General features: G+C 72.0%; 26 protein-coding genes. 14 read left to right on the top strand and 12 right to left on the bottom strand.

What is annotated here, in order from left to right; translation table 11 throughout:
* The first annotated feature begins 94 nt into the window (after positions 1-94).
* From AC3EU2_RS12680 to AC3EU2_RS12670, 3 genes are read left to right on the top strand one after another with little or no spacing between them, the layout of a single operon-like run.
* Complete coding sequence (locus AC3EU2_RS12680) at positions 95-1,444, top strand: hypothetical protein (protein ID WP_488176659.1); 1,350 nt, start codon at positions 95-97, stop codon at positions 1,442-1,444.
* Positions 1,441-2,610 carry a glycosyltransferase family 2 protein gene (locus AC3EU2_RS12675; RefSeq protein WP_488176658.1) on the top strand — a complete coding sequence of 390 codons (1,170 nt, stop codon included), beginning with the start codon at positions 1,441-1,443 and terminating at the stop codon, positions 2,608-2,610. Before AC3EU2_RS12680 ends, AC3EU2_RS12675 begins: the two co-directional genes overlap by 4 nt.
* Positions 2,607-3,707: a hypothetical protein gene (locus AC3EU2_RS12670; RefSeq protein ID WP_488176657.1), complete on the top strand. Its 1,101-nt coding sequence runs from the start codon at positions 2,607-2,609 to the stop codon at positions 3,705-3,707. The genes AC3EU2_RS12675 and AC3EU2_RS12670 overlap by 4 nt, the downstream gene beginning before the upstream one ends.
* A 10-nt stretch (positions 3,708-3,717) precedes the next feature.
* Here AC3EU2_RS12670 and AC3EU2_RS12665 read toward each other — a convergent pair whose 3' ends face one another.
* Both AC3EU2_RS12665 and AC3EU2_RS12660 read right to left on the bottom strand, forming a co-directional pair.
* Positions 3,718-4,344 carry a class I SAM-dependent methyltransferase gene (locus tag AC3EU2_RS12665; RefSeq protein ID WP_488176656.1) on the bottom strand — a complete coding sequence of 209 codons (627 nt, stop codon included), beginning with the start codon at positions 4,342-4,344 and terminating at the stop codon, positions 3,718-3,720.
* A gap of 35 nt (positions 4,345-4,379) precedes the next feature.
* The gene (locus AC3EU2_RS12660; protein WP_488176655.1) at positions 4,380-5,546 is read right to left on the bottom strand and encodes an acyl-CoA dehydrogenase family protein; all 1,167 of its coding nucleotides are present in this window, start codon (positions 5,544-5,546) and stop codon (positions 4,380-4,382) included.
* A gap of 199 nt (positions 5,547-5,745) precedes the next feature.
* On the opposite strand from AC3EU2_RS12660, the gene AC3EU2_RS12655 reads away from it, so the two are divergent.
* Positions 5,746-6,750: a cell wall-binding repeat-containing protein gene (locus AC3EU2_RS12655; RefSeq protein ID WP_488176654.1), complete on the top strand. Its 1,005-nt coding sequence runs from the start codon at positions 5,746-5,748 to the stop codon at positions 6,748-6,750.
* 27 nt (positions 6,751-6,777) lie between these two features.
* On the opposite strand, the gene AC3EU2_RS12650 is transcribed toward AC3EU2_RS12655, so the two are convergent.
* A complete protein-coding gene (locus tag AC3EU2_RS12650; protein WP_488176653.1) occupies positions 6,778-7,794 on the bottom strand; it encodes an LLM class F420-dependent oxidoreductase in 1,017 nt (338 codons plus the stop codon).
* A gap of 166 nt (positions 7,795-7,960) precedes the next feature.
* Between AC3EU2_RS12650 and AC3EU2_RS12645 the strand changes: the two genes are divergently transcribed.
* The gene (locus AC3EU2_RS12645; protein WP_488176652.1) at positions 7,961-8,413 is read left to right on the top strand and encodes a CoA-binding protein; all 453 of its coding nucleotides are present in this window, start codon (positions 7,961-7,963) and stop codon (positions 8,411-8,413) included.
* 71 nt (positions 8,414-8,484) lie between these two features.
* Here the strand turns inward: AC3EU2_RS12645 and purE are convergent, their stop codons facing one another.
* The gene (gene purE / locus AC3EU2_RS12640; protein WP_488176651.1) at positions 8,485-9,024 is read right to left on the bottom strand and encodes a 5-(carboxyamino)imidazole ribonucleotide mutase; all 540 of its coding nucleotides are present in this window, start codon (positions 9,022-9,024) and stop codon (positions 8,485-8,487) included.
* Positions 9,021-10,193: a 5-(carboxyamino)imidazole ribonucleotide synthase gene (locus AC3EU2_RS12635; protein ID WP_488176650.1), complete on the bottom strand. Its 1,173-nt coding sequence runs from the start codon at positions 10,191-10,193 to the stop codon at positions 9,021-9,023. The genes purE and AC3EU2_RS12635 overlap by 4 nt, the downstream gene beginning before the upstream one ends.
* Positions 10,194-10,273: 80 nt before the next feature.
* On the opposite strand from AC3EU2_RS12635, the gene AC3EU2_RS12630 reads away from it, so the two are divergent.
* Complete coding sequence (locus AC3EU2_RS12630; protein ID WP_488176649.1) at positions 10,274-10,789, top strand: GtrA family protein; 516 nt, start codon at positions 10,274-10,276, stop codon at positions 10,787-10,789.
* Between the two features lie 19 nt (positions 10,790-10,808).
* Here the strand turns inward: AC3EU2_RS12630 and AC3EU2_RS12625 are convergent, their stop codons facing one another.
* From AC3EU2_RS12625 to AC3EU2_RS12610, 4 genes are read right to left on the bottom strand one after another with little or no spacing between them, the layout of a single operon-like run.
* Positions 10,809-11,825: a sensor histidine kinase gene (locus AC3EU2_RS12625; RefSeq protein WP_488176648.1), complete on the bottom strand. Its 1,017-nt coding sequence runs from the start codon at positions 11,823-11,825 to the stop codon at positions 10,809-10,811.
* A 6-nt stretch (positions 11,826-11,831) separates the two neighbouring features.
* Complete coding sequence (locus AC3EU2_RS12620; protein WP_488176647.1) at positions 11,832-12,512, bottom strand: response regulator transcription factor; 681 nt, start codon at positions 12,510-12,512, stop codon at positions 11,832-11,834.
* Between the two features lie 29 nt (positions 12,513-12,541).
* Positions 12,542-13,609, bottom strand: a complete 1,068-nt coding sequence (locus AC3EU2_RS12615) for an adenylate/guanylate cyclase domain-containing protein (protein ID WP_488176646.1) — start codon at positions 13,607-13,609, stop codon at positions 12,542-12,544.
* 26 nt (positions 13,610-13,635) lie between these two features.
* A complete protein-coding gene (locus AC3EU2_RS12610) occupies positions 13,636-14,397 on the bottom strand; it encodes a biotin--[acetyl-CoA-carboxylase] ligase (protein WP_488176645.1) in 762 nt (253 codons plus the stop codon).
* Between the two features lie 24 nt (positions 14,398-14,421).
* Here AC3EU2_RS12610 and AC3EU2_RS12605 point away from each other — a divergent pair, with 24 nt between their 5' ends.
* Both AC3EU2_RS12605 and AC3EU2_RS12600 read left to right on the top strand, forming a co-directional pair.
* The gene (locus AC3EU2_RS12605; protein WP_488176644.1) at positions 14,422-16,062 is read left to right on the top strand and encodes an acyl-CoA carboxylase subunit beta; all 1,641 of its coding nucleotides are present in this window, start codon (positions 14,422-14,424) and stop codon (positions 16,060-16,062) included.
* Between the two features lie 80 nt (positions 16,063-16,142).
* The gene (locus AC3EU2_RS12600; RefSeq protein ID WP_488176643.1) at positions 16,143-16,394 is read left to right on the top strand and encodes an acyl-CoA carboxylase epsilon subunit; all 252 of its coding nucleotides are present in this window, start codon (positions 16,143-16,145) and stop codon (positions 16,392-16,394) included.
* 110 nt (positions 16,395-16,504) lie between these two features.
* Here the strand turns inward: AC3EU2_RS12600 and AC3EU2_RS12595 are convergent, their stop codons facing one another.
* A complete protein-coding gene (locus tag AC3EU2_RS12595; RefSeq protein WP_488176642.1) occupies positions 16,505-17,179 on the bottom strand; it encodes an MOSC domain-containing protein in 675 nt (224 codons plus the stop codon).
* Positions 17,180-17,246: 67 nt separating this feature from the next.
* Between AC3EU2_RS12595 and AC3EU2_RS12590 the strand changes: the two genes are divergently transcribed.
* From AC3EU2_RS12590 to AC3EU2_RS12575, 4 genes are all read left to right on the top strand, one after another.
* Entirely contained in the window at positions 17,247-18,161 is a 915-nt protein-coding gene (locus AC3EU2_RS12590; RefSeq protein WP_488176641.1) for an endonuclease domain-containing protein, read from the top strand.
* A gap of 101 nt (positions 18,162-18,262) precedes the next feature.
* Positions 18,263-19,966 carry a DUF885 domain-containing protein gene (locus AC3EU2_RS12585; protein ID WP_488176640.1) on the top strand — a complete coding sequence of 568 codons (1,704 nt, stop codon included), beginning with the start codon at positions 18,263-18,265 and terminating at the stop codon, positions 19,964-19,966.
* A gap of 96 nt (positions 19,967-20,062) precedes the next feature.
* The gene (locus tag AC3EU2_RS12580; protein WP_488176639.1) at positions 20,063-21,961 is read left to right on the top strand and encodes a Na+/H+ antiporter; all 1,899 of its coding nucleotides are present in this window, start codon (positions 20,063-20,065) and stop codon (positions 21,959-21,961) included.
* Complete coding sequence (locus AC3EU2_RS12575) at positions 21,958-22,623, top strand: Maf family protein (protein ID WP_488176638.1); 666 nt, start codon at positions 21,958-21,960, stop codon at positions 22,621-22,623. Before AC3EU2_RS12580 ends, AC3EU2_RS12575 begins: the two co-directional genes overlap by 4 nt.
* 69 nt (positions 22,624-22,692) lie before the next feature.
* Here the strand turns inward: AC3EU2_RS12575 and AC3EU2_RS12570 are convergent, their stop codons facing one another.
* Together AC3EU2_RS12570 and AC3EU2_RS12565 are read right to left on the bottom strand one after the other, a co-directional pair.
* On the bottom strand, positions 22,693-24,285 hold the full coding sequence (locus AC3EU2_RS12570) for an acyl-CoA carboxylase subunit beta (RefSeq protein WP_488179487.1): 1,593 nt from the start codon (positions 24,283-24,285) through the stop codon (positions 22,693-22,695).
* Positions 24,286-24,310: 25 nt separating this feature from the next.
* Positions 24,311-25,498, bottom strand: a complete 1,188-nt coding sequence (locus AC3EU2_RS12565) for an acyl-CoA dehydrogenase family protein (RefSeq protein ID WP_488176637.1) — start codon at positions 25,496-25,498, stop codon at positions 24,311-24,313.
* 65 nt (positions 25,499-25,563) lie between these two features.
* Here AC3EU2_RS12565 and AC3EU2_RS12560 point away from each other — a divergent pair, with 65 nt between their 5' ends.
* Together AC3EU2_RS12560 and AC3EU2_RS12555 are read left to right on the top strand one after the other, a co-directional pair.
* On the top strand, positions 25,564-25,983 hold the full coding sequence (locus tag AC3EU2_RS12560) for a MerR family transcriptional regulator (protein ID WP_488176636.1): 420 nt from the start codon (positions 25,564-25,566) through the stop codon (positions 25,981-25,983).
* 29 nt (positions 25,984-26,012) lie between these two features.
* The gene (locus AC3EU2_RS12555; RefSeq protein WP_488176635.1) at positions 26,013-26,192 is read left to right on the top strand and encodes a hypothetical protein; all 180 of its coding nucleotides are present in this window, start codon (positions 26,013-26,015) and stop codon (positions 26,190-26,192) included.
* Positions 26,193-26,199: the final 7 nt, after the last annotated feature.

The raw sequence follows: 26,199 nt of genomic DNA, 5'->3' as shown, positions 1-26,199 counted from the left end.
TCCCGAGCCGTGGGCAACCTTCGGGTAGGCTAGCGCAGGCTCGAGGCCGCCCGGCGAGGCGCCTCACGACACTACGGATGAAGGCGGAAACCAGGTGAAGACCCCGCCGACGCTGTCCCTTCGTGGTGCCCATCGCGAGGACGCCACCGTGATCGGGACGCTCGTCCGGCTGGCCGTGATCCTGGCCCTGCTCCAGGTCGCCTTCTTCGCCCTCCTCGTCGTCGGGCAGCTGGTTCCCGACCGCCCGATCGTCCAGAACCTTGCACACGCCGTCGAGACCGGCACGTACGGACCGTCGAGCCTGCCGGACCGCATGGGCGGCATCGGGGACTCGTTCACCGAGTGCGTCGTCGTCGGCACCGGGCTCGGTGCCTCGTCCGGCGAGTCGGCCGTGCACCGTGCCGCAGTGATGCCCCGGATCAGCAACTGCACCCGGGGTGCCGGCGAGATCACCGCCCTCTCACAGGGGCGGGCCGTCGAGTCGGACCCGTACTTCAAGTACTGGGCCGGCTACACCGCCATCGTGCGACCCGTCGTCGCCCTCACCGGCATCGAGGGGATGCGACTCGTGGCCGGGGCCGCTCTTGTGGGCGGGCTGCTCTACGCCTTCGCCTCCCTCGCCCGGACCACGTCGACCCTGACCACGCTCCTCCTCCTCGGTCCGTTGCTGCTCACGAGCAATGTCATGTCGACACCGTCCACGGCGTTCTCCCACGCGCTGTCGATGAGCGTCGCCCTCGTGGGCATGGGGGCCTGCGCGCGCTTGGCGCCGCGAGGGGTCGCCCCGGCGGCGACCGTGGCCATGATCGCCGGGGCGGCGTACTGCTACGTCGACCTGCTGACCAACACCCCGCTCGCGTGGATGCTGACCGTGGCGGCCGCCACCCTCGCCAGCGCCTGGGCCCGGCAGCCGATGAGGCAGGTCGCCAGGACCGCCGTCGCCACCACGGTCCTCTGGATGGCCGGCTTCGGCCTCACCTGGGTGAGCCGCTGGGTCATCGCCATGCTCTGGGTGGGCCCGTCCGAGGCCATGTCGGTCATCCGCGAGAACGTCGCCTTCCGCACCGGCGGCGCCAACCCCAACGTCGAACCGGGTCTGGGCCGGGCGGTCGGGAGCAACATCGGGTACTGGTGGGCGCACGTCCCCACCACCCCGGTCGTGGTGGCCCTGTTCGCGCTGGCGGGCGTCGGAGCCGCGCTCTGGTGGGTCCGGCAGGGGCGCCCCACCCCGGCAGTGAGGATGTCGCTGCTCCTGGCCGCCCCCGTCCTCGCCCCCCTCGGGTGGTTCACGATCATGAACAACCACTCCCAGATCCACTCCTTCCTGACCTACCGTGCCGTCCCCGGCGCCCTCGGGGTGCTCGGCGCCGCTGTGGCGACCGGTCTCGCCGTGACGACGGCGGCCGAGTGGTCGCCTGCTCCCCTGAAAGGGCCACGGTCATGACCGAGTCCGCACTGCTCGTCAGCGTCGTGCTGCCCTGCCTCAACGAGGCCGAGACCGTGGCCACGGTCGTGGCCAAGGCCAGGGCGTGTCTTGAACGGCTCGACGTCGAAGGCGAGGTCGTCGTCGCCGACAACGGCAGCACCGACGGCTCGCAGGACCTGGCCCGCGCCGCCGGGGCCCGGGTCGTCGACGTCCCGGTCCGCGGGTACGGAGCAGCCCTCCAGGCCGGGATCTCGCAGGCCCGAGGGACGTTCGTCATCATGGCCGACGCCGACGACAGCTATGCCGTCGACGACCTCGGCCCGTTCATCGACGCCTTGCACGGCGGCGCGGACCTCGTCATGGGCAACCGCTTTGCGGGGGGCATCGAGCGAGGCGCCATGCCCTTCCTGCACCGCTACCTCGGGAACCCGGTGCTGTCCCTCATCGGGCGCCGGTTCTTTCGGGTCCCCATCTCCGACTTCCACTGCGGAATCCGCGGTTTCCAGCGATCACGGGTCCTCGAGCTGGGGCTGCGTTCACCGGGCATGGAGTTCGCCTCGGAGATGGTCGTGCGTGCCGGCATCGAGGGCCTGACCATCACCGAGGTCCCGACGACCCTGTCGCCGGACGGCCGCTCCCGCCCCCCGCATCTGCGAACGTGGCGGGACGGGTGGCGGCACCTGCGGTTCATGCTCGCCTTCAGCCCGAGGTGGTTCCTGCTCTACCCCAGTCTGGTCCTCACCGTCCTCGGCCTGCTCGGAACGGCGCTCCTTCTCGCCGGTCCACTCACGGTCGGCGAGACCACCTTCGACCTCCAGACGTTCGTCGTGGCCGCGACCGCCCTGATCCTCGGGGTGCAGCTGGGCGGCATGGCCCTGGTGGCCCGAGCCTTCACGTCGGCACTCGGCATGCTGCCGACCAGTGCCCGGCTCACCCGCCTCGTCGCGCAGTTCGCTCTCGAGCGCGGGATCATCGTCGGCACCGCGCTGTTCGTCGTCGGGGCCGCGCTGTTCGCCACGGCCCTGACGCGCTGGGGGCAGTCCGGCTTCGGGGACCTCCCGACGACCGCGGCGCGCCGACCCATCCTCGGCATGACCCTGGTCATCGTCGGGGTCCAGGTGGTCATGGTCTCCTTCGTGCTCAACCTCCAGAGGTTCGCCGTCCCCGACCGCCGCGAGCCGTGACGCGCACGCTCGTTGCACCCGTCCTTCCTCCCTACCGGGACCCGGGCGGTCTCCTCCTCGCGGCCATGGTGGGCGCGACCGCCGAGGTCGTCGACACGGTCGTCACGACGGACCCGGCGCGCTTCCGGCACGTCGACCCGACCCTGGCTGACGGTGTCGGCGGGGTGCTCGACGGGGTGCCACGCCTGGCGTGCGAGCTCTCCGCGCCCCCGGAGACCTGGGCCTCGCTCACGCAGTTCGTCACCCATGCCGAGTCCGTCCTCCCTGCGGACGTCACCGAGATCTGGTCCTGCTCCTCCTCCTGGCACTCGCTCGCTGCGGGCGCGGCGCTGCGTCGCGCGGCACCAGGGGCGCGAACCGTCGTCCTCGTCCCCACCTGGCCCACCTCGCTGCCCGCGCTCCGAGGCGCGGACGGGTCCGGTGAGCCGTCGACGGCCTGGCCCGAGGTGCTCGCCCACGCCGACCTGGTCATCTCACCGTCGCCGGCCATGACGCGCGAGCTGCTCGCCCGGTGGCCGGAGGCCGGCGTCGGTGTCGGTGTCGGTGTCGGCGAGCAGGCCGGGACCCCGCCCGAGTTCCGGACCCTCGTCCCGGCCCTCGGCTCGCTCGGCGCCACGGACGCGATGCCACCCCGGGTCTCGTCCGGGCTGCGCATCCTCCATGTCGACGACGGCACCGGAGCATGGGCCCTCCGCCAGCTCTGCGCGGCGGTGGAGCTGCTCCCCGCGGAGCTCGCCTCCACCATCGCCATCGAGGTCGTCGGTGAACGCCCCGTCGACGTCGGGCGCTGGTTGCCCGCGGGGTCGCCCGTGTCGATCTCGTCGACGGTCGTCACGGACGGCGCCGGACGCCGCGCGCGCCGGCTGGCGTCGGACGTGGTCTACGTGGCGGAGCGCACGGAGCCCGGGCAGGGCCCGTCGGTGTCCTGGACCTGGGTCGAGGGATGGGACGACCGGCCGGTGCTCGCCGCCGGACCGAGGGCCGGCGTCCTCCACGACCTCCTGGGCCACGCGCCGGTCCCGGCCGATCACGCCACCGCCCTGGCGTATGCCGTCGCGACCGCCGCCGCCGCTGCCACCGCCACCGCGCCCGCCTGATCGGAGGCCGTCAGGCCGTGACGGGGGCCAGCCGCGCGACGAAGTGCAGCCCGTTCTCGAACAGCGGGCGCACCGGCGGGGGATAGAGACCCAGCGCGGTCTCGACCCGCAGGGGGCGGGTCCCCAGCGACTCGTAGAGCTCGGCCCACTCCTGCGGCGAGAGGTAGCCGTAGGGCAGTCGCACCCCGTGCCCGCGGTTGCCGACCCAGTCCATGAAGGAGAGGCGCCGGTGCGCGAGCGGGCCCTGTCGGAAGTGGTCCTTGATGATGACGCCGTGCCGGGCCACACGCAGGCATTCGGCGAGCAGCTCGGCCGGGTCGTCGACGTGGTGGAGGACGTCGACGAGGGTGACGACGTCGACCTCGGCGTCGGCGAACGGCAGCGTCCTGCCGTCGAACGACTGCACCGGGATCACGGTGTGCGGGCGGATGAGCACGTCGACCCCCTCGACGAGGGTCCCGGGCCGCTGGTCACGGACCATGGCGGCGATCGTGCCGTCACCACTGCCGACATCGAGGACGCGGGTGGCCTCCTGGGGCATGAGGTCCACCAGCCACTCCGACAGCACCTCGGTGCGTCGGCGGAAGATCCCCCGGTCGTGGGCCCGGATGAGAGCGTCCTTCGCGTGTGTCAGCACGGCCACACTCTAGCGACCGGTGCCGGCGGGCCGGGTCACCCCTTGAGGAGCTGGCGGGCCATGACGACGCGTTGGACCTGGTTGGTGCCCTCGTAGATCTGGGTGATCTTGGCGTCGCGCATCATCCGCTCGAGCGGGAAGTCGCGGGTGTAGCCGGCCCCGCCGAGGAGCTGGACGGCGTCGGTGGTGACCTTCATCGCGACGTCGGAGGCGAAGCACTTGGCGGCCGCGCCGAAGAAGGCCAGGTCGGGGTCGGAGCGCTCGGACTTCGCGGCGGCGACGTAGACGAGCTGGCGGGCGGCCTCGAGCTCCATGGCCATGTCGGCGAGCATGAACTGGATGCCCTGGAAGTCGGCGATGTGCTTGCCGAACTGCTTGCGCTCCTTGACGTATGCCGTGGCGTGGTCGAGCGCGCCCTGCGCGATCCCGACCGCCTGGGCACCGATGGTGACGCGGGTGTGATCCAGGGTGCGCAACGCGATCTTGAGGCCCTCGCCGGGGGCGCCGACGATGCGGTCGCCGGGGATGCGGACGTTGTCGAGGATGAGCTCACGCGTGGGGCTGCCCTTGATCCCGAGCTTGCGCTCCTTCTCCCCGAACGAGAACCCCTCGTCGGACCGCTCCACGACGAAGGCGCTGATGTTGTTGCCGCGGGCCCCGTCGGGGTCAGTGACCGCGAGGACGGTGTAGTACTGCGAGACGCCGGCGTTGGTGATCCACGACTTCTGGCCGGACAGCACCCAGTCGTCACCGTCCTGCTTCGCCCGGCACCTCATCGCCGCGGTGTCGGAGCCGGCCTCGCGCTCGGACAGCCCGTACGAGAACGTCGCCTCCCCTGCGGCGACCGGCGGCAGGTAGCGCTGCTTGACCTCCTCGGACGCGCCGAGGATCAGCGGCATCGTGCCGAGCTTGTTCACCGCGGGGATGAGCGAGGAGGACGCGCAGACGCGGGCGACCTCCTCGATGACGATGCAGGTCGCGAGCGCGTCCGCGCCGACACCGCCGTACTCCTCCCCGATGTGCGGGGCGAAGAAGTCCGACGCGACGAGGGCGTCGTGCGCCTCCTGCGGGTAGCGCGAGTCCTCGTCGACCGCGGCCGCGAACGGCGCGATCTTGTCCCGGGCCACGTCACGCACCGCCTCGCGGATCGCCTCGTGGTCCTCGTTGACCTGGAACAGAGGGAAGTCGGGGTTGGCATTCACCCGGCGATGGTACCGACGCTCGTGCGGGGCGGGTCCAGGGCCTCGTGACGACACGGTCGGGGCAACGACGCTCCCGGTCCGCACCCGCACGGCAGCAACGGGATACTCTACGGAACGCCCGGGCCAATGCTCCGGGGGCGAGGGTCACGGTGGGGGCCACGAGACGATCGGGGATCACATGCTTTCTGTACGTTCAGCCATGTCGGGCGTCGCTGTCGCCTGCCTGGCCGCCACGGGGTTCGCGGCGCCGTCCTGGGGTGCCGCCTCGGCCGCCGAGCGGGACCGCATCGCGGGGAGCAACCGCTACCTCACGGCGGTGGAGATCTCCAAGCGGCACTTCCCGAACGGCACGTGGCCGGGCAACGCCCCGGTCCAGGTCGTGACCGTCGCCTCCGGCACCGACTACCCCGACGCGCTCGCCGGTGGACCCTTCGCGGCCGGTCTCGGTCCGCTGCTCCTCGTGCCCGCGGCCGGAACCGTCCCGGCCGGGGTCCTCAACGAGATCAAGCGACTCAGCCCCGACTCCATCGTCGTCCTCGGTGGCCTCGGAGCGGTCAACGCCGCGGTGGAAGGACAGCTGACGCCGCTGGCGCCGACGGTTCGCATCTCGGGGGCCAACCGCTTCGACACCGCCGCCCAGATCGCGACGGCGACCAGCAAGGACCTCGGCGGGGCCGGCACCGTCGTGCTCACCTCCGGTGAGGACTTCGCTGACTCACTGGGTGGTGGCGCCTCTGCCGCCGTCCAGTCCGGCGTCCTCATGCTCACGCGCCCACTGGGGTTGCCCACGGAGACCGCCGCTGCCCTCCGGAGCATCAAGCCGCCGACCGTGCAGATCCTGGGAGGCCCGCTCGTGGTCTCCGAGGCCGTCGTCACCCAGGTGAAGGCGGCCGTGCCCGGTGCGTCCGTGACGCGGGTCTTCGGACCCGCCCGCGCCGACACCGCCGCGGCGCTGTCGAAGGCCACCTTCCCGGGCTCTGAGACCAGCGAGGTGTTCCTGACCAGCGGCTCGGACTACCCGGACGCTCTCGCGGCCGCCCCGCTCGCGTGGTTCTGGAACGCGAGCGTGCTCCTCAGCCGTCCGGGGTGCGCCCCGGCGGCCACGGTGAGCGAGGACGCGCGCATCGCACCCGACCACCGCAGCGCCATCGGTGGGCCCTCCGTGGTCTCGGACGCGGCGCTGAACCTCACCCCGTGCGGGTGACCACGCGGAGCTGACGGGCGACCCGCCTCAGCGCAGGGCGGGGATGACCTCGCGCTCGAACAGCTCGACGCCCGACAGGTCGTACGCGGACTCGACGAAGTTGGTGATCGCATAGGTCATGCCGACGTCCTGCATGTCGGCGAGGGCGCTCGCCACCTGGTCGGGCGTGCCGACCGCGACACCCTCGCGGTAGACCTTCATCGACCGCGCGACGGCGTCCTCGGGGACGCCCGCGCCGCGCAGGTGGTTCTCGATCCACCCGAACCGCTCCTGCACCTCCTTGGCATCGCGGCCGATGACGACGTTGAAGTTCGAGGACCGCGTGATCGTGTCGGCGTCGCGGCCGACGTCGACGCAGTGCTGCTGCAGGATCCTGCTCTTGTGCGCGAACGCCGCAGGGTCGCCGGAGAAGTTGGTGTAGTCGGCGTACTCCGCCGCGATGCGCAGCGTCTTGCGCTCGCCGCCGCCGGCGACCCACAGCGGGATGCCGTTGCGCTCGGACCCCTCGAACACGGTGCCCTGCAACGGCCGGGGGAAGCACAGGGCGCCGTCGACCTGGTAGTGCTCCCCGGCATACGTCGCAGTGCCGGTGGTCCACATCTGACGGAAGATCTCCACGCCCTCGCGCAGGCGGGCGAGCCGCTCCCCCGCCGTCGGGAAGCCGTAGCCGTAGGCGCGCCACTCGTGCTCGTACCAGCCCGCCCCGATGCCCATGTCGAGACGGCCCTCGGAGATGACGTCGACGGTCGCGGCGACCTTGGCGAGGTAGGCCGGCTCGCGGTACCGCATGCACGTGCACATCTGGCCGATGCGGACCCGCCCGGTGACCCCCGCGAACGCCGCCATGAGCGACCACGCCTCGTGGACCGCCTCCTGCGTGGGGTGCGGGGTGGGGTGGAAGTGGTCGTAGACCCAGATCGACTCCCAGTCGCGGATGCCGTCCGCCCGCCTCGCGAGCCCCGCCATCACGCCCCAGTGCTGGTCGGGCTCGATGCCGGCGAGGTCGTGACGCCAGCCCTGGGGGATGAAGATGCCGAAGCGCATGCCCCCACCCAACCCGTCGGTGCATCTCCACGCAAGGCAGACGCGCACCCCGGCCCCACGGGTTCGCGGCCGGTGGCAGGGTGAGACCCATGACGTACCCACTGTCAGCCTCCTCGGCCTTCCGGGCCTCGCTCCTTCGTCGCTCGTGTCCTCAGGCGATCGTCGGATGACATACCGGCACCAGAACGACCCCGACCTCATCCGCGAGCTGCTCAACGACCCCGGCGTGTGGGTCGTCGTCGGGCTGAGCACCAACACCAAGCGGCCCGCGTACGGCGTCGCCCAGTGGCTCAAGCACGAGCTGCACAAGGGGATCATCCCGGTGCACCCCAAGGCCGAGACGGTCCATGGCGCGCAGGGCTACGCCAGCCTCGCCGACCTCCCGGACCAGGACGTCAAGGTCATCGACTGCTTCGTCAACTCCGAGCACGTCGGCGCCGTCGTCGACCAGGCGATCGAGCACAAGGACCGGCTGCAGATCGACGCGATCTGGATGCAGCAGGGCGTCGTGGACGAGGCCGCCGCGGACCGGGCCCGAGCGGTCGGCATCGACGTCGTCATGGACACCTGCCCGCGCATCGAGTGGCCCCGGGTCCGCGGCGAGGGTTCGGCCCGCTGACGTCCCGACTTATTGCGCGTTCGGGTCACGCTCGCTGGCGCTCGCTGACCCGAACGCGCAATAAGTCGGGGTCAGGAGCTGGAGCTGCGTTGGGCGCGCAGGGCCTCGCCCTTGGCGTGCGCCTGGTCGCGCAGCTCCTTGCGGAACTCGCCCATCGCCGCGCGCAGGCGTGCTGCCTCGTCGGTGTCCCCGGCCCCGAGGATGCGCGCCGCGAGGAGCCCGGCGTTGCGGGAGCCGCCCACCGACACCGTCGCGACCGGGACGCCGCTCGGCATCTGCACGATCGAGAGCAGCGAGTCCATGCCGTTGAGGTGCTCCAGCGGGACCGGCACCCCGATGACCGGCAGGGAGGTCACCGACGCGAGCATCCCCGGCAGGTGCGCCGCTCCGCCGGCCCCGGCGATGATGACGCGCAGCCCGCGCTCCTCGGCCTCGAGACCGTAGGTGATCATCTCGTCCGGCATCCGGTGCGCCGAGACCACGTCCACCTCGTAGGCGATGCCGAAGTCGTCGAGCACCTTGGTCGCGAGCTCCATGACGGGCCAGTCGCTGTCGCTGCCCATGACGACGCCGACGACGGCGGCTCCCGTGGACGTGGACGATGGGCTCATTCGGTGACGGCTCCCTCGATGTAAGCGGCGGCGTGCCGCGCGCGCCTGCGCAGGTCGGCGAGATTATCACCGCTGACGTTGACGTGCCCGATCTTGCGACCGGGTCGCACACCCTTTCCGTAGAGGTGCGCCTTGGCCTCCGGGTCGCGTGCCATGACGTGCCGGTATGCCGGGTACAGCTCGGGGTGCTGGCCGCCGAGGACGTTGCCCATCACCGTCCACGGGTGGCGCGGTCGGGGCGACCCGAGCGGCAGGTCGAGGACCGCCCGCAGGTGCTGCTCGAACTGCCCCGTCACGGCTCCGTCCATCGACCAGTGGCCGCTGTTGTGCGGGCGCATCGCCAGCTCGTTGACGACGAACTCCCCACCGAGCAGCTCGAACATCTCGACGGCGAGGACCCCGGTGACACCGAGCTCGCCGGCGACCCGAAGGCCGGCCTGCGTGGCCCGGGCGGCGAGGTCCGGGTCCATCCCGGGTGCGGGAGCGATGACCTCGGTGCAGATCCCGTCGGTCTGGACCGTCTCGACGACTGGCCACGCGGCGGCCTGACCGGAGGGGCTGCGGGCCAGCAGGACGGCGATCTCGCGGGTGAAGCCGACCTGCGCCTCGAGGAGCAGGCTCGACCCCTCGGACGAGGCGCGCTCCAGCCAGTCGGTGAGCTCGTCCGCCGAGCCGACGACCCGCACGCCCTTGCCGTCGTAGCCGCCCCGTGGGGTCTTGGCGACGACCGGCCACCCCACGTCGTCGCCGAACGTCGTGACCTCGGCGGCGGTGTGGACCTCGGTCCAGCGCGGGCACGGGATGCCGAGCGCGGTCAGCCGCTCCCGCATGGCGAGCTTGTCCTGGGCGAAGACGAGCGCCTCGGGCGTGGGGTGCATGGGGACGCCGGCGTCGGCCAGGGCGGCGAGCACGTCCGCCGGGACGTGCTCGTGGTCGAAGGTCACCACGTCGCACTCGCGGGCGAACGCGAGGACGGCCTCGACGTCGCTGTGGGCGCCGACCGGCGCCGAGGGGATGACGAGCGCGGCGCTGGAGTCGGCCGCCTCGGCGAGGACGCTGAGGGTGAGGCCCAGCTCGGCGGCGGGCCCGGCGCACATCCGCGCGAGCTGTCCGCCACCGATGATGCCGACGACGGGAAATCCTCCGGGGGCACGAAGCGGGGCGGTCACCCGGCGAGGATAGCCGCGCGGGTCCACGCGGGAGGCGCGCGACCGGCATACGGCGGGGTGTCGGCGGCTAGGCTCTGTCGGTGACGTCCACGAGCCCTGCCGGGGGCCTCCTCACCCGGCTCCGAGGCGCCATCGACGTCCTCTACCGCGAGGCCATCAAGTTCGGCGTCATCGGGGCGCTCGCCTTCGTCATCGACATGGGCAGCTTCAACCTCCTGCGGCGCACCCTGCTCGAGGACAAGCCCACCGCGGCCGTCATCGTGTCGGCGTCGATCGCCACCGCCTTCGCGTGGGTCGGCAACCGCAGCTGGACCTTCCGCCACCGCCGCAACCGGCCGGCCCACCACGAGGCGGCGCTCTTCGCCGGCACCAACGCGGTGGCCCTGGTCATCCAGGCGGCCGCCGTCGCGTTCTCCAACTACGTCCTCGACTTCAGCTCGCTCACCGCCGACAACGTGGCCAAGGTGGCCGGCATCGCGCTCGGCACGCTCTTCCGGTTCTGGGCCTACCGCCGGTTCGTCTTCGCCGGCGAGCCCCTCGACGTCGACACCTCGCCGCTCGCCGACCTCCGGCACCACCACGACCACCCGCACTGACACCAGGAGCGCTCCGGCGTCACTCCGCTTCGGAGAGGAAGACCGCGAAGACGGCGGGCTGGGTGCTGACCAGCTCGAGCCGGCCCCCGTTGTCCTCGGCGAGGTCGCGGGCCAGGGTGAGGCCCAGACCCGACCCCGACGACGAGACCGACCGCTCGAAGATGTGCGGCGCGATCGCCGGGGCGACGCCCGCCCCCTCGTCACCCAGCTCGACGACGACCGACGGGCCGGCCCGGCGCGCGGCGATGTCGACCGTGCCGCGGCCGTGGGCCAGGGCGTTCTCGACGAGGGTGGAGAGGATCTGGGCCAGCGCCACCGGCGTCGCCCGGACGCGCAGCCCGCGCTCGCCGTGGATCCGCATGCTCCGCTTCGACGCGGCGAACGCCGGCTGCCACTCGCGCTGCAGCGAGGCGAGCACCGCGTCGAGCGAGACGCTGGGTCGGGTCGGGTCGCTGACCCGGGTGCGTCCCATGAGGTCGTCGACGACCTTGCTCAGCCGCTCCACCTGGTCGATGGCGACCTGGGCCTCCTCCTGCACGACACCGAGGTCGTCGGTGGACGCGATCTCGTCGAGCCGCATGAGCAGCGCGGTGAGCGGCGTGCGGAGCTGGTGCGACGCGTCGGCGGCGAAGTCGCGCTCGGCGGCGAGGTTGCGGGTCACCTGGTGCGCGCTGCGGGAGAGGACGTCGCTGATCCGGTCGAGCTCGCCGATGCCGGAGTTGAGCGGCATGAACCGCGACTCGCCGGCGCCGAGGCGCTCGGCACGCACGGCCAGCTCGGTCAGCGGGTCACCGAGGAGGCGTGAGCGCCGCTGCGCGACGAACCAGCCGACCGCGAGGCCGAGCAGCATGAGCACGAGGATGAGACTCGTGAGGAGCATGACCCCCCGCAGCCCGCTCGTGACGCGCACGATGTCGGCTCGCCTCTCGGGAGGCGCCGTCGACACGACGACGGCCATGACGAAGAGCGGAACGGCGAAGATCGCCAGCGTGGCGCCGACGGCAGCGAGGGTGGACCTGAGGAGCAGCCGACGCATGCCCCGTCATTCCCCCGCAGGGTCGAACCGGAAGCCGACGCCCCGGATCGTCGTGATGTAGCGCGGCTGCATCGCGTCGTCGCCGAGCTTCTTGCGCAGGACGGAGATGTGCATGTCGAGGGTCTTGGTCGAGCCGTACCAGGCCGTCTCCCAGACGTCGCGCATGAGCTGCTCGCGCGAGACGACCTTGCCCTGGTGGCGGGCGAGCACCCGGATCAGCTCGTACTCCTTGGCGGTGAGCTGGATCTCCTCGTCGTGGAGGAAGACCCGCCGCGACTCGGTGTCGACCCGGATGTCGGCCTGGCCGGACGCCGGGGCGTCGGGGATGCCGCGCCGCAGCAGGGCCCGGGCGCGGGCGAGGAGCTCGGCGAGCCGGAACGGCTTGGTGACGTAGTCGTCGGCCCCGGCGTCGAGGCCCACCACGGTGTCGACCTCGTCGGCGCGGGCCGTGAGCACGATGACGGGGACGGTGTGCCCCTCCCCGCGCAGGCGGCGGCAGACCTCGAGGCCGTCCATCGTGGGGAGCCCGAGGTCGAGCACGACGAGGTCGGGGGCGTCGCTGCGAGCGGACTCGAGGGCCTCGCGGCCGTCGGCGCGCACGTCGACGTCGTACCCCTCGCGCCTCAAAGCCCGGGCCAGGGGCTCGGAGATCGCCGGGTCGTCCTCGGCGAGCAGCACGCGGGTCATGGGGGCGATGCTAGTGGTGGGGGGACTGGTCACGCGTGATGGTCCCACGACCTGGCCCGGCGCGCCCCGGTGGAGCGGGCCAGCTCGAACGGGGTGACCGTCCCGATCCCCCGCAGGTGGCGCCGCCGCTGCTCGATCATCGAGAAGCCGGAGAGGGCGCCGAGAGCCCGCGCGACCTCGTCGTCGACGAAGACCCGCCCCGGCGGGGTGACGGCGGTGAGCCGCGAGGCCCGGTTCACCGTCGTGCCGAACACGTCACCGAGCCGGCTGATGACCTTGCCGGAGGCCATGCCGACGCGGACGTCGGGCAGCAGCGGGTCCTCCCCCATGGCGTCGACGAGGTCGAGCCCGATCGCCGCGGCGGCCGCGGCGTCGACGTGGACGAAGAGCACCTCGTCGCCGACGGTCTTGATGACCCGGCCGCCGTGCGTGGTGACGACGTCGCTCGCGAGCTCCTCGAAGCGCTGCACGAGGGTCGCGAGCTGCCGCTCGGTCATCCGGCGCACGAGCGAGGTGAACGACACGAGGTCGGCGAAGCCGACGACGCGCAGCGGCGCGCTCGGGTCGTGGTCGGTGTCGCGCGCGTCGGCGAGCATGCGCGTGATGGCCGCGGTGAGGTGGCGCCGCCACACGTAGACCATGAGCGGCTCGAGCTGGTCGACGAGGTCGACGAGCAGGGTCGCGGCCTCCTCGGCGACTCCCCGCTCGGGCACGGCCCGGGCGTCCTTCTCACCGATCTCGGCCTCCTGCTCGGCCGGGGTGATGTACTCGGCGACGAGCTGGGTCTGCCAGACGGCGAGCCGGTCGGCGGTGCGGGCGAAGGCCCGGGTCATCGCGAGCGCGAGGTCCTCGTCGAGGTCGTTGTCCCGCACGAGGTCGGCGACGCGGCGCAGGGCGTCGAGGTCGGCCTCGGTGAACATGACGTCCTCGTCGTCGACGATCTGGAAGCCGAGCGCGTGCCAGAGCTTGCGGGCCTGCAGGACCGAGACCGAGGCCTCACGGCTCACGTCGCGACGACCCATCGTCGCGGGGCGGCCGAGGAGCCGCTCCTCGATCTGGGCCTCGAGATCGCCCGGGCCCTCCGGCACCTGCGCCACTGCACCCTCCTTCCACGACTCGGATCTCACCGGACGTGGACGACGTCCCCGGCGGCCACGGCACACGGACCGTCCCCGGTCCTCAGGCACAGTCTGCCGTCTGCGTCGATCCCGGTCGCGACTCCCCGCAGCTGCGACGTCGGCAGGTGCACGACGACCTCCCGTCCCACGGTGGTGCAGGCGGCCTCGTAGGCCGCGCGGACGGCATACGCGTCCTTGTCGAGCTCGCGCAGGAGCGCGGCCAGACGAACGAGGTATGCCGTGAGCACCCGTTCGCGGCCCACCCCCGGTGCGCCCGCGATCCGGAGCGAGGTCGCGGTGGCGACGGGGAGGTCGTCGCGGCCCTGGTCGATGTTGACCCCCGTGCCGACGACGACCCCCTCCGGCGTGAGCTCGGCGAGGATGCCGGCGACCTTGCGGTCACCGTCGGCCGGGAGGAGGAGGTCGTTGGGCCACTTGAGCGAGACCTCGAGCCCGCTCACGGTGGTGAGGGCGTCGCGCAGGGCGAGCCCGACGACGAGCGGGACCCAGCCGAGGGGTGCGGTCGCGGGCCGCGGCACGAGGACGCTCGCCGCGATGCTGCTCCCGGGCGTCGTGGTCCACGCGCGGTCGAGCCGGCCGCGGCCGGTGCGCTGCTCCTCGGCGGTCACCACCCGCCACGGCCGGGGGTCGCGGGCGAGCTCGGCGTTGGTGGAGCCGACCGACCCGTGGACCTCGACGGTGAGCCACGGCGGACCGGGTGTGACGAGGTCGGCATCCAGGGGTGGGCGAGCAGCAGGAAGGGTCACGGGGTCAAGGCTAGAGTCGCCATCATGGCGCAGACCGACACCCAGCCCACCGGCGGAACCGACGTCCCCGCCGCGGACACCGGCATCGACATCCACACGACGGCGGGCAAGCTCGCCGACCTCAAGCGGCGCGTCGGCGAGGTCGCGAACGCCGGGTCCGAGCGGGCCGTGGAGAAGCAGCACGCGCGCGGGAAGAAGACGGCTCGGGAGCGGTTGGCGATGCTGCTCGACGAGGGCTCGTTCGTCGAGATGGACAAGTACGCCCGGCACCGTTCGGTCGCGTTCGGCCAGGACGGCAACCGGCCCTACGGCGACGGCGTCGTCACCGGCTACGGCACGGTCGACGGGCGCACCGTCGCGGTGTTCGCGCAGGACTTCACCGTGTTCGGCGGGTCGCTGGGTGAGGTCTTCGGCGAGAAGATCACCAAGGTCATGGACTTCGCGATGAAGGTCGGCTGCCCCGTCGTGGGGCTCAACGACTCCGGGGGCGCCCGCATCCAGGAGGGCGTGGTCTCGCTGGGGCTCTACGGCGAGATCTTCCGCCGCAACGTCCACGCGTCCGGGGTCATCCCGCAGATCTCGCTCATCATGGGCCCGTGCGCCGGCGGGGCGGTCTACTCCCCCGCCGTCACCGACTTCACCGTCATGGTCGACCAGACCTCGCACATGTTCATCACCGGACCCGAGGTCATCAAGACCGTCACCGGTGAGGACGTCTCGTTCGAGGAGCTGGGCGGGGCCCGCACCCACAACTCGAAGTCCGGCGTGGCCCACTACATGGGCTCCGACGAGGACGACGCCGTCGAGTACGTCAAGGCGCTGCTGTCCTACCTGCCCTCGAACAACCTCGAGCAGGCGCCCGTCTTCGGCGACGAGGAGCTCGACCTCGACGTCAACGACGACGACCGTGCCCTCGACACGATCATCCCGGACAGCCCGAACCAGCCCTACGACATGCACCGGGTCATCGAGGCCGTCGTGGACGACGGTGAGTTCCTTGAAGTCGCACCGCTGTTCGCGCCCAACATCCTCTGCGGGTTCGGCCGCGTCGAGGGCCGCTCCGTCGGCGTGGTCGCCAACCAGCCGATGCAGTACGCCGGCACCCTCGACATCGACGCCTCCGAGAAGGCCGCCCGGTTCGTCCGCACCTGCGACGCGTTCAACGTCCCGATCCTCACCTTCGTCGACGTGCCCGGCTTCCTGCCCGGCGCCGACCAGGAGTGGGACGGCATCATCCGCCGCGGCGCCAAGCTCATCTACGCCTACGCCGAGGCCACCGTCCCCCTCGTCACCGTCATCACCCGCAAGGCCTACGGCGGCGCCTACGACGTCATGGGCTCCAAGCACCTCGGCGCCGACATCAACCTCGCCTGGCCCACCGCCCAGATCGCCGTCATGGGCGCCCAGGGCGCGGTCAACATCCTCTACCGCAAGCAGCTCGCCGCCGCCGCCGACCAGGGCGCCGACGTCGACGCCACCCGGCAGAGGTTCATCACCGAGTACGAGGACACCCTCGCCAACCCCTACGTCGCCGCCGAGCGGGGTTACATCGACACCGTCATCACCCCCTCGAACACCCGGATGAACGTCACCAAGGCGCTGCGGGCCCTGCGCACCAAACGCGAGACCCTCCCGCCCAAGAAGCACGGGAACATTCCCCTATGACCTCTTCGCAGGCTCAGAGCTCAGGGGGACCCGGCCCTATGACCTCTTCGCAGGCTCAGAGCTCAGGGGGACCCGGCCCTATGACCTCTTCGCAGGCTCAGGACGCGGACGGCGCCGCCCCCGGCACCGTTCCGGCACAGCGCATCGAGGTCCGCGGCGACGCCACCCCCGAACAGGTGGCCGCCCTCGTCGCGGTCCTCTCGGCCGCGGCCGGCGGCCCGGTCGAGGCCGGCGGGCACCGAGCCGTCTCGGAGTGGTCGGCACCGGCGCGGGCGATGCGCCGCCCCCTCACCCCGGGGCCGGCCGCCTGGCAGAACTCCCTGCGTCCCTAACTCGCCAATTCCCCCACTCGGTCCGCGACACGCCGGTATGCCGTCCGCTCGCCTTCCGTCCCCAACTCACCAATTCCCCCGTTGGGTCCGCGACACGCCGGTGTGCCGTCCTAGGCGCTCCGTGACCGGGACCCTTCCCACCTGGCCAGGCGACCCGCGAGCTCCTCGTGCCCGGCGGGAGTCAGGACCCGGGCGCCCAGCACCTCTCGCGCGAGGTCACGGTCGCCCATCCACGCGCGGAACGCGGTCGGCACGGTGATCCCGTGGCCGGGACGCCACGCCACCTCGACGGGGGCACCCGGACGGACGGTTCCCGGCTGAAGCACCGCGAGGTAGGCCCCGGTCCGGCCCCGAGCCGTGAAGGCCTTGACCCAGCCGCGGACGCCCATGTGGGCGGCGAACGTCGCGCACGGCACCCTCGGCCCCGTCACCTGGAGGATCACGTTCCCCCCGACCCGCCACTGCTCCCCCACCACCGCCGCGTCGACGTCGAAGCCCGCCGTGGTGAGGTTCTCGCCGAACGCCCCCGGCGCCAGATCCCGACCGAGGTCCATTCCCCACGAGTCGAGCTCCTCGCGGGCGAAGGCGTAGACCGCCTGGTCGGTCCCTCCGTGGTGCTTGCGGTTCATCACGGCATCACCCTCGACTCCGCTGCCCCCGGCGCCCTTGGGACCGGGGTCGAACACGTGGATCTCGTCCGTCGACCGCTTGTCGATCCCGGTCCGGCGCTTGATGATTCCCGCCCTCGGCGGGCTGGTGTTGACCGAGTGCACGCGCGCTGACATGAGCTGAATCCTAGGCGCCTGTGGAAAACCCGGACGAGGTATGCCGGCCAGTTGCCACTGTGGTCCCATGTCCGATTTCGACCCCTTCCGCCCCTTCCTCACGGACTGGGCTCGAGCGGCCGGCGTGAGCAAGCGGGAACTGGCGGGACCGGCATACCGACAGATCTTCCGGGGAGTGCATGTCAGTGTCGTGGTGCCCGACTCCTTGGTGGTGCGCGGCCGCGCGGCGCTTCTGCGTGCGCCCTCGCACGCACTGCTCAGCCATGACAGCGCAGCGCAGCTGTGGGTCCCGTCGTGGCCGCGCAGCAGCGAGGTTCATCTGGCGTTCAGCCGCAACGTCAAGACGATGGGTGACGGCATCCGGGCGCATCGCTTCACGTACCGGATGGAGCGGTGGCGACGGCACGGGTTGCCGGTCACGGGTCCGGCCATGACCTTCATCCACCTCGCCGTCCGGCTCGACCTCGTCGAGCTCGTCTGCTTCGGTGATCGCCTCGTCGCTCGCGGGGTCATCTCACCGGAGGAGCTTGTGCAGGCGGCGCTCACCTGGGAAGGCCACGGGCGCCGGGCCTCGATCACCGCCGCCCGGCTGGTGCGGGCCAGGTCGGAGTCGGTCCCGGAGACCCAGTGCCGACTCCTCATGGTCCTGGCCGGGCTCCCGGAACCGCAGTGCAACCACCCCTACCTCGTCGACGGCGTGGAACGCTTCCGGCTCGACCTCGCGTGGGTCGGGGCGAAGGTGGCTCTGGAGTACGACGGTCGTTGGCATGACGAACCGGGGCAACGGGTCAAGGACGAGGCCCGACGCAAGGAGATGCGCGCGGCCGGCTGGATCATCATCGTCATCCGCGCCGTGGACCTGTACGACCACCCCGAAGACGTCGTCCGGCGGGTGGCCGAGGCGCTGCGCGAGCGCGGGTGCACCGTCGACGTGAGTCTCGCCTACCAGCGGTGGTTCCCGTCGCGAGACGACGTCGCCTGACGAGGACCTCCGGAGGACGCGTCGGTGGGTGAACGGCATACGGCGTGTCGCGTGCCCAACGGGGGAAATGGCGAGTTGGGGCCGGGGGTAGCGTGCGGCGGGTGACCGACACCTCCACCGCCACCACGTCCGCCCGCCGCGAGCCCACCGCCGTCGACGCCATCGCCGAGCGCCACTTCGACGCCGTCATGGAGAGCAGCCCGATCGAGGCCACCTACCTCGGCGTCGACGTCCGGCAGGGCGAGCTCGACGACTTCTCGCCGGAGGGGTACCGCGCCCGGGCCGAGCTCGCCCGAGCCACCCTTGCCCGGCTCGAGACCGTCGACCCGGTCGACGACATCGACCGGGTGACCGTGGCCGCGATGCGCGAGCGGCTCGGGCTCGACGTCGCCCTCCACGAGTCGGGGTACGACCGCGCGGACCTCAACGTCATCGCCTCCCCGATGCAGTCGATCCGCGACGTGTTCGACCTCATGCCCACCGACACGCCGGAGCAGTGGGCGACCATCACGACCCGGCTCGGCGTCGTGCCGGCGGCCCTCGAGCAGTGGTGCACCTCGCTCCTCGCGTCTGCCGCGGAGGGCCGCGTGTCCGCCCGGCGCCAGGTCGAGGCCTGCATCAGCCAGTGCGACGACCTCGTCGGCGACGACGGCTTCTTCGCCACCTTCGCCGCTGCAGCGCGCACCGCGGACGGCGAGCCGCTGCCCGAGGAGCAGCAGGCCGCGCTGACGGACGCGGCCACCCGCGCCGGAGACGCCTACGCCGAGCTCAAGACGTTCCTGCGCGACCGGCTCCTCGACGTCGCTCCCGCCGACGACGCCGTCGGCCGCGAGCGCTACCAGCTCGCCAGCCGGCACTTCCTCGGCGCGACCGTCGACCTCGAGGAGACCTACGCCTGGGGCCAGGAGGAGACCGACCGCCTCGACGCCGAGATGCGCCGCACGGCCGACCGGATCCGGCCCGGCGCCACCGTGAAGGAGGCGATGAAAGCCCTGGGCGAGGACCCGGCCTACCGGCTGGACGGCACCGACGAGCTCCAGCGGTGGATGCAGACCAAGGCCGACGAGGTCATGGACCTGCTCGACGGGACGCACTTCGACATCCCCGCCCCCGTGCGCACGATCGAGTGCCGCATCGCGCCGACCCACACCGGCGGCATCTACTACACCGGCCCCAGCGAGGACTTCACCCGACCGGGCCGGATGTGGTGGTCGGTGCCCAAGGGTGTCGAGACGTTCGGGACGTGGGCCGAGCTGAGCACCGTCTACCACGAGGGCGTGCCGGGCCACCACCTCCAGGTCGCCCAGACGACCTACCGTGCCGAGCTGCTCAACCGGTGGCGGCGGATGCTCTGCTGGGTCAGCGGCCACGGCGAGGGCTGGGCGCTCTACGCCGAGCGCCTCATGGTCGAGCTCGGCCACATGGAGAACCCGGGCAACTACCTCGGCTTCCTCGACGCGCAGTCGCTGCGCGCGGCCCGCGTCGTCCTCGACATCGGGATTCACTGCGGGTTCGAGGCGCCGGCGGAGGTCGGCGGTGGCGAGTGGACCTACGACAAGGCGTGGCAGTACCTCAGCGCCCACGCGAACAACGACGAGGCGTCGCTGCGCTTCGAGCTCGATCGCTACCTCGGCTGGCCGGGGCAGGCGCCGAGCTACAAGATCGGTGAGCGGATCTGGATGCAGCTGCGCGACGAGACCGCGGCGCGAGAGGGCGACGCCTTCGACCCGAAGGCGTTCCACCGGCGCGCCCTCGACGTCGGCTCCGTCGGCCTCGACGTCCTCGTCGAGGCCATGCGCCCCTGACCCGGCCCCGACCCCTACCCCGACCCCGGCCCCGGCCCCGGCCCCGGCCGACGGACAGGTGCCGCCCTCCCCCGGCCCGCCGGTGACAATGTTCCGGTGACCCTCGCCCTCACCCTCGCCGCCATCGCCGTGACGGTCATCCTCGTCGCGCGCCTGTGCGCCCCCCTCGGGCTCCCCTCGCCGATCGCGCTGCTGCTCGTCGGCCTCGTCGCGTCGGTGCTGCCGTTCGTGCCCGACGTCTCGCTCGATCCCGACGTCGTCCTGCTCGGGCTCCTCCCGCCGCTGCTGTACGCGGCGGCGCTCGGGACCTCGCTCGTGGACATCCGCGCGAACCGGCGCGCGATCCTCGGCCTCTCGGTGGGGCTCGTGCTCTTCACGACGTTCGGGGTCGCGCTCGTCGCGTGGTGGCTCCTGCCGATCCCGTTCACGGTGGCGGTCGCCCTCGGCGCGATCGTCGCCCCACCCGACGCCGTCGCGGCCACGGCGGTGGCGCGCGGGATCGGGCTGCCCCGGCGGGTCACGACCATCCTCGAGGGCGAGTCCCTCCTCAACGACGCGACCGCGCTGGTGACCCTGCGGACCGCGATCGCCGCGGCAGGGCTGGCGACCACGCACCACGGCTTCGCCTCGCACGGAGCGGTCTCGGTGGGGTCGGTCGCCCGGGACTTCGGCCTCGCGGTCGTCGGTGGTGTGGGCGTCGGGTGGGTCGTCTTCGTCCTCATCGGCCTCGTCCGCAAGCAGCTCACCGAGGCCTCGTGGGACACGGCACTGTCCTTCGCGGCCCCGTTCCTGTCCTACCTCCCCGCCGAACAGCTCGGCGCCAGCGGTGTCCTCGCCGTGGTGACGACGGGGCTGATGCTCGCCCACAAGGCGCCGGTGCTGCAGTCCGCGACCTCGCGCCTCAGTGAGCGGATCAACTGGGCGAGCGTGACGTTCCTGCTGGAGAACGCCGTCTTCCTCCTCATCGGGCTGCAGCTCTCGCGGCTCGTCACCGACGTGGCGGCGAGCGAGATCACGGTGGGTCGCGCCGTCGTCGTCGGGCTGGCCGTCCTCGTCACGGTGCTCGCACTGAGGCCGCTGTGGCTCTTCCCGTTCACCTGGCTGGTCACCCGGCTCGACCGCTCCGACCGCACTCCCCTCGACGTCCCCGGGGTCACCGTCACCTCCTGGGCCGGCATGCGCGGCGTCGTCACCCTCGCGGCAGCGCTCACCCTCCCGCAGTCCACCGTCCACCGTCCGACGCTGGTCCTCATCGCGCTCATCGTCACCGTGGGCACGCTGGCCCTCCAGTCGACGACGCTTCCGACGCTCGCGCGGGCCCTCGACGTGCGCGGGCCCGACCCCCGGGAGGACGCGCTGCAGGAGGCCACCGTCGTGCAGGCGACGACCGGTGCCGGCCTGCGGGCGCTCGACGCCGAGGCGGACCTCGACCCCGCGGTCGCGCAGGAGCTGCGCTACAACGCCGAGCTCCGGGTCAACCGCATCTGGGAGCGGCTCGGGACGCTCGGGCCGAGCGTGGACGAGACCCCGAGCGAGGCCCGGCGCCGTCTCCGCACGGTGATGCTCGAGGCCGAGCGCCGCGAGCTGCTGCGCATCCGCGACGAGGACGACGTCGACCACGAGATCCTCTCCAGCGTGATGAACCAGCTCGATGCCGAGGAGGCGGCGCTCTCGTGGCGCACAGCCCGGGCCGCCCGGATCCGTGATGCCGTCGTGCGCACGCCGGACCAGGTGTCGCGCGCGTGCGAGCACCTCGTCGGCGAGCCCGACTGCGCGGTCCCGTCGAGCGCCGAGGGCTGCGAGCAGTGCCTGCGCGAGGGCATGACGTGGGTGCACCTGCGCATCTGCACGCGGTGCGGCCACGTCGGCTGCTGCGACTCCTCGCCGGGGCAGCACGCGTCACGGCACTTCGGCGACACCCGGCACCCGGTGATGCGCTCGCTCGAACCCGGTGAGGCGTGGAGATGGTGCTTCGTGGACGAGGTCCTCGGATGAGCGGCGTATGCCGTCCGGTCGTGCTCGTGCTGGCGTCGGCGTCCCCGGCGCGGCTGGCGACCCTGCGCGCCGCCGGGGTCGAGCCGGTCGTGCAGGTGAGCGAGGTCGACGAGGACGCGGCCCTGGCGGTTGCTGAGGAGGTCCACGGCCGTCTCGGCCCGGCCGACGTCGCCCTCCTGCTGGCCCGGGCCAAGGCGGAGGACGTGGCGCGGGCGCGGGTCGCCGGCGACGCGCCCGAGGCCCTCGTCCTGGGCTGCGACTCCGTCCTCGAGCTCGACGGCGAGGCCCACGGGAAGCCGGAGGACGCCGCCGTCGCGACGGCCCGCTGGCAGCGCATGCGGGGGCGCTCCGGAGTCCTGCACACGGGGCACTGGCTCGTCGACGACCGCGGCCCCGACGACGGCGGCACGAGCGGCACGGTCGGCGCCACCGCCTCGACGACGGTGCACTTCGCCGACCTCGACGACGACGAGATCGCCGCGTACGTCGCGACCGGGGAGCCGCTGCACGTCGCCGGCGCCTTCACCCTCGACGGGCTCGGCGCTCCCTACGTCACGGCGATCGAGGGCGACCCCTCCAACGTGGTCGGTGTCTCCCTCCCCCTCCTCCGCGACCTCCTCGGTGAGCTGGGCGTGCCCTGGCGCGCCCTCCGCGACCGCTGACTCCGAACCTCCCGCCTCGTGTGCCTGAGCGCGAGCCCAAGGTCGCGCTCAGACACACGAGGCGGGGTGTCAGACGGGAGGGATGTCGCGACGCTTCGTCGCGAAGGCCCGGTCCCGGTGGGCGGCGTAGCGCAGCCGCCGCAGCAGCTCCGAACGCAGGTCCTCGGGCTCGACGATGTGGTCGATGACGAGGTCGGCGGCGAGCCGCTCGAGGTCGACGTCCTCCTCGTACTCGCTGCGTCGAGCGGCGACGAAAGCGTCCCGCGCCTCGGCACCCTCGGCGGCCTCGATCTCGGCGATCTTGTTGGCGTAGACGGCGTTGACCGCTGCCTCCGGGCCCATGACGGCGATGCGAGCCGTGGGCAGCGCGATCGTCGCGTCCGGCCCGAAGCCCGGCCCGCCCATCGCGTAGAGGCCCGCGCCGTAGGCCTTTCGGACGACGACGCAGAACTGCGGGACGGTGGCGGACGACACGGCCGAGACCATCTTGGCGCCGTGGCGGATGATGCCGCCGCGCTCGACCTCGGAGCCGATCATGAAGCCGGGCACGTCGGCGAGGTAGATGAGCGGGATCGAGTACGCGTCGCAGAGCCAGATGAACCGGGTCGCCTTGTCGGCACTGTCGGTGAACAGCACCCCGCCCTTGACCATCGAGTTGTTGGCGACGATGCCGACCGTCTCGCCGTCCATCCGGCCGAAGCCGATGACGAGCTCCGGGGCGAAGAGCGCCTTGATCTCGAAGAAGCTGTCGTCGTCGATGAGCCCGTCGATGATCTCGTGGACGTCGAAGGGCTGGCTCTCGCGCTCGGGCACGCTCGCCCGGGTCAGGGGCGCGTGCGGCTGCTCCATCGCGTACGAGGGGCCGGGGGTCCGCCAGTTCTGCGGGACGTACGAGAAGTAGAGCTTCGCGAGCTCGATGGCCTCGGCGTCGTCGTGGGCGAGGATGTCACCGACCCCGGAGACGGTGCAGTGCATGCGCGCACCACCCATCTCCTCGAGCGAGACCGTCTCGCCGACGACCATCTCTGCCATCCGCGGGCTGCCGAGGTACATGGACGCGTTGCCCTCGACCATGATGAGCAGGTCGGTGAAGCTCGGGATGTAGGCGCCACCGGCGGCTGACGGCCCGAAGAGGCAGCAGATCTGGGGCACCTTGCCCGACAGTGCCACCTGGTTGTGGAAGATGCGGCCGGCACCGCGACGGCCGGGGAACATCTCGACCTGGTCGGTGATGCGCGCGCCGGCGCTGTCGACGAACCAGAAGACCGGCAGCTCCTCGCGCAGCGCCGTCTCGGTCGCCCGGACGATCTTCTCGACGGTGCGGGCCCCCCACGACCCCGCCTTGACGGTCGGGTCGTTGGCAATGACGACGACCGGGCGGTCGTCCACGGTGCCTCGACCGGTGACGACGCCGTCCGCGGGCAGGCCCTTGGCCAGGGCGTTGGCGTAGCGGCCGTCCTCGACGAAGCTGCCCTCGTCGACGAGCAGCGCGATGCGGTCGCGGACGTAGAGCTTGTTCTGGGACGCGAGCTTGGCCGCCGCCTTCTCGGGGGGTGCGGCCGAGGCGACGAAGGCGGCCTCGAGGCGGGCCCGCACGTCGGCCACCCGGGGGTCGCCGACCACGGCGGGACCTGCGCTGTCTGGGGACTCGCTGACCGGCATACCCCTCACTGTGTCAGCCACGAGCTCAGGCCGGGAGACCGAGGTGGCGGGCGATGACCATGCGCTGGACCTCGCTCGTGCCCTCACCGATCTCGAGGATCTTCGCGTCGCGGTAGAACCGGGCCACGGGGTACTCCTCCATGAAGCCGTTGCCGCCGAAGACCTGCGTGGCGATGCGGGTCGCGGAGACGGCGGCCTCGCTCGTGTAGAGCTTGGCGATGGCGGCGGCCTTCTTGACGTCGGCGACGGACCGGCGACCGACGTCGTGCTCGTCCTTGAGCCACGCGGCCTTGTAGGTGAGGACGCGGCTCGTCTCCGCCATGACGGCGAGGTCGGCGAGCTGGAAGGAGATGCCCTGGTTGACCCCGATCGGCCTCCCGAACGCGGTGCGCGACGACGCGTATGCCGTGCTCTCGGCCAGCATGCGCTCGATGAGTCCCAGCGCGAGGGCGGAGATGGCGATGCGGCCGTCGTCGAGGGTCTTGAGGAACTGCTTGAAGCCGCTCCCCTGGTCGCCGAGGAGGTTGCTCGACGGGACGCGGCAGCCGGCGAAGCTGAGCCCGTGGGTGTCGGAGATGTGCCAGCCGAGCTTGTGGTAGGGCTCCTCGACGGTGAATCCCGTTGTGCCAGAGGGGATCATGATGGCGCTGATCTCCGGACGTCCCTTGTCGTCGGTGCCGGTGCGGGCCGTCACGGTGACGACGGAGGTGATGTCGGTGCCGGAGTTGGTGATGAACGCCTTGGCGCCGTCGACCACCCACTCGTCGCCGTCACGGACCGCCTTGGTGCGCGTCGCGCCGGCGTCCGAGCCGGCGTCGGGCTCGGTGAGGCCGAAGCCCGCGAGGGTGCGCCCGGCGACGAGGTCGGGCAGCCACTGCTGCTTCTGCTCCTCCGTGCCGAAGGTGAGGATCGGGTTGATGCCGAGGCCGACCCCTGCGGAGAGGGTGATGCCGATCGACTGATCGACCCGGCCGAGCTCCTCGATCGCGACGCACAGGGTGGTGAAGGCACCGCCCTCCTCGGGGTCGAGGCTGCCCCCGAACTCCTCGGGGACGACGAGGCCGAACAGGCCCAGGTCACCCATCTTCGGGACGAGGTCGGTCGGGAAGTGCGAGTCCCGGTCCCACTGGGCCACGTGCGGCTCGACCTCACGCTCGGCGAAGTCGCGCACGACCTTGCGGAAGTCCTCGTGGTCCTGGCTGAGCTCGAACATCGTCGTCCTCTCGGGGGGCGGGCACTGCTTGACGTTGACGTCAACGTAAGGCAATACTGCCGACCGTGGCAACCCGGAGCGCGGCCCTGACGGCCCCCACGACCCCCGAGCAGACCTGGACGATCCGCGAGATCGCCGAGGAGTTCGACGTGACCCACCGGACCGTCCGCCACTACGAGGAGCTCGGGCTCATCACGCCCGAGCGCCGGGGGACGACGCGGATCTACCACCGCCGCGACCGGACCCGTCTCGGACTCATCCTGCGCGGCAAGCGCCTCGGCTTCCCGCTCGAGCAGATCCGCACGATCATCGACCTCTACGACGCGCCCCGAGGGCGCCGGAGCCAGCTCGAATACGTCCTCGCGCAGATCGACGAGCGTCGCGCGGACCTCGAGCAGCGGCGCCGGGACCTCGAGGACGCCTTGACCGAGCTGGACCGTTTCGAGGATCGTTGCCGCGAGGACCTCACCCGGCACTCGTCGTGAGCCCGGGGCCCGAACGAGAGAAGGCTGCGATGGACCGCTCGGACGAACCATCAGCGTTCGCGTGGATCATGTCGGGCACGGTGGGTGCCGTCGTCGCAGCCGGGCTCGGCAAGTTCCTCCTGGACCGCCGGCGCCACCGTGCCGTCCTGGACGCGCAGGCTGCCGCGGAGGCCGAGGAGATGGCCGAGGCGGAGGGCCACCCCAGCTGACGCGGGG

Source organism: Knoellia sp. B-D-2 (genome assembly GCF_057714695.1).
Note: the sequence above shows the minus strand (reverse complement) of the source record. Positions and strands in the feature narration are given on the sequence as shown.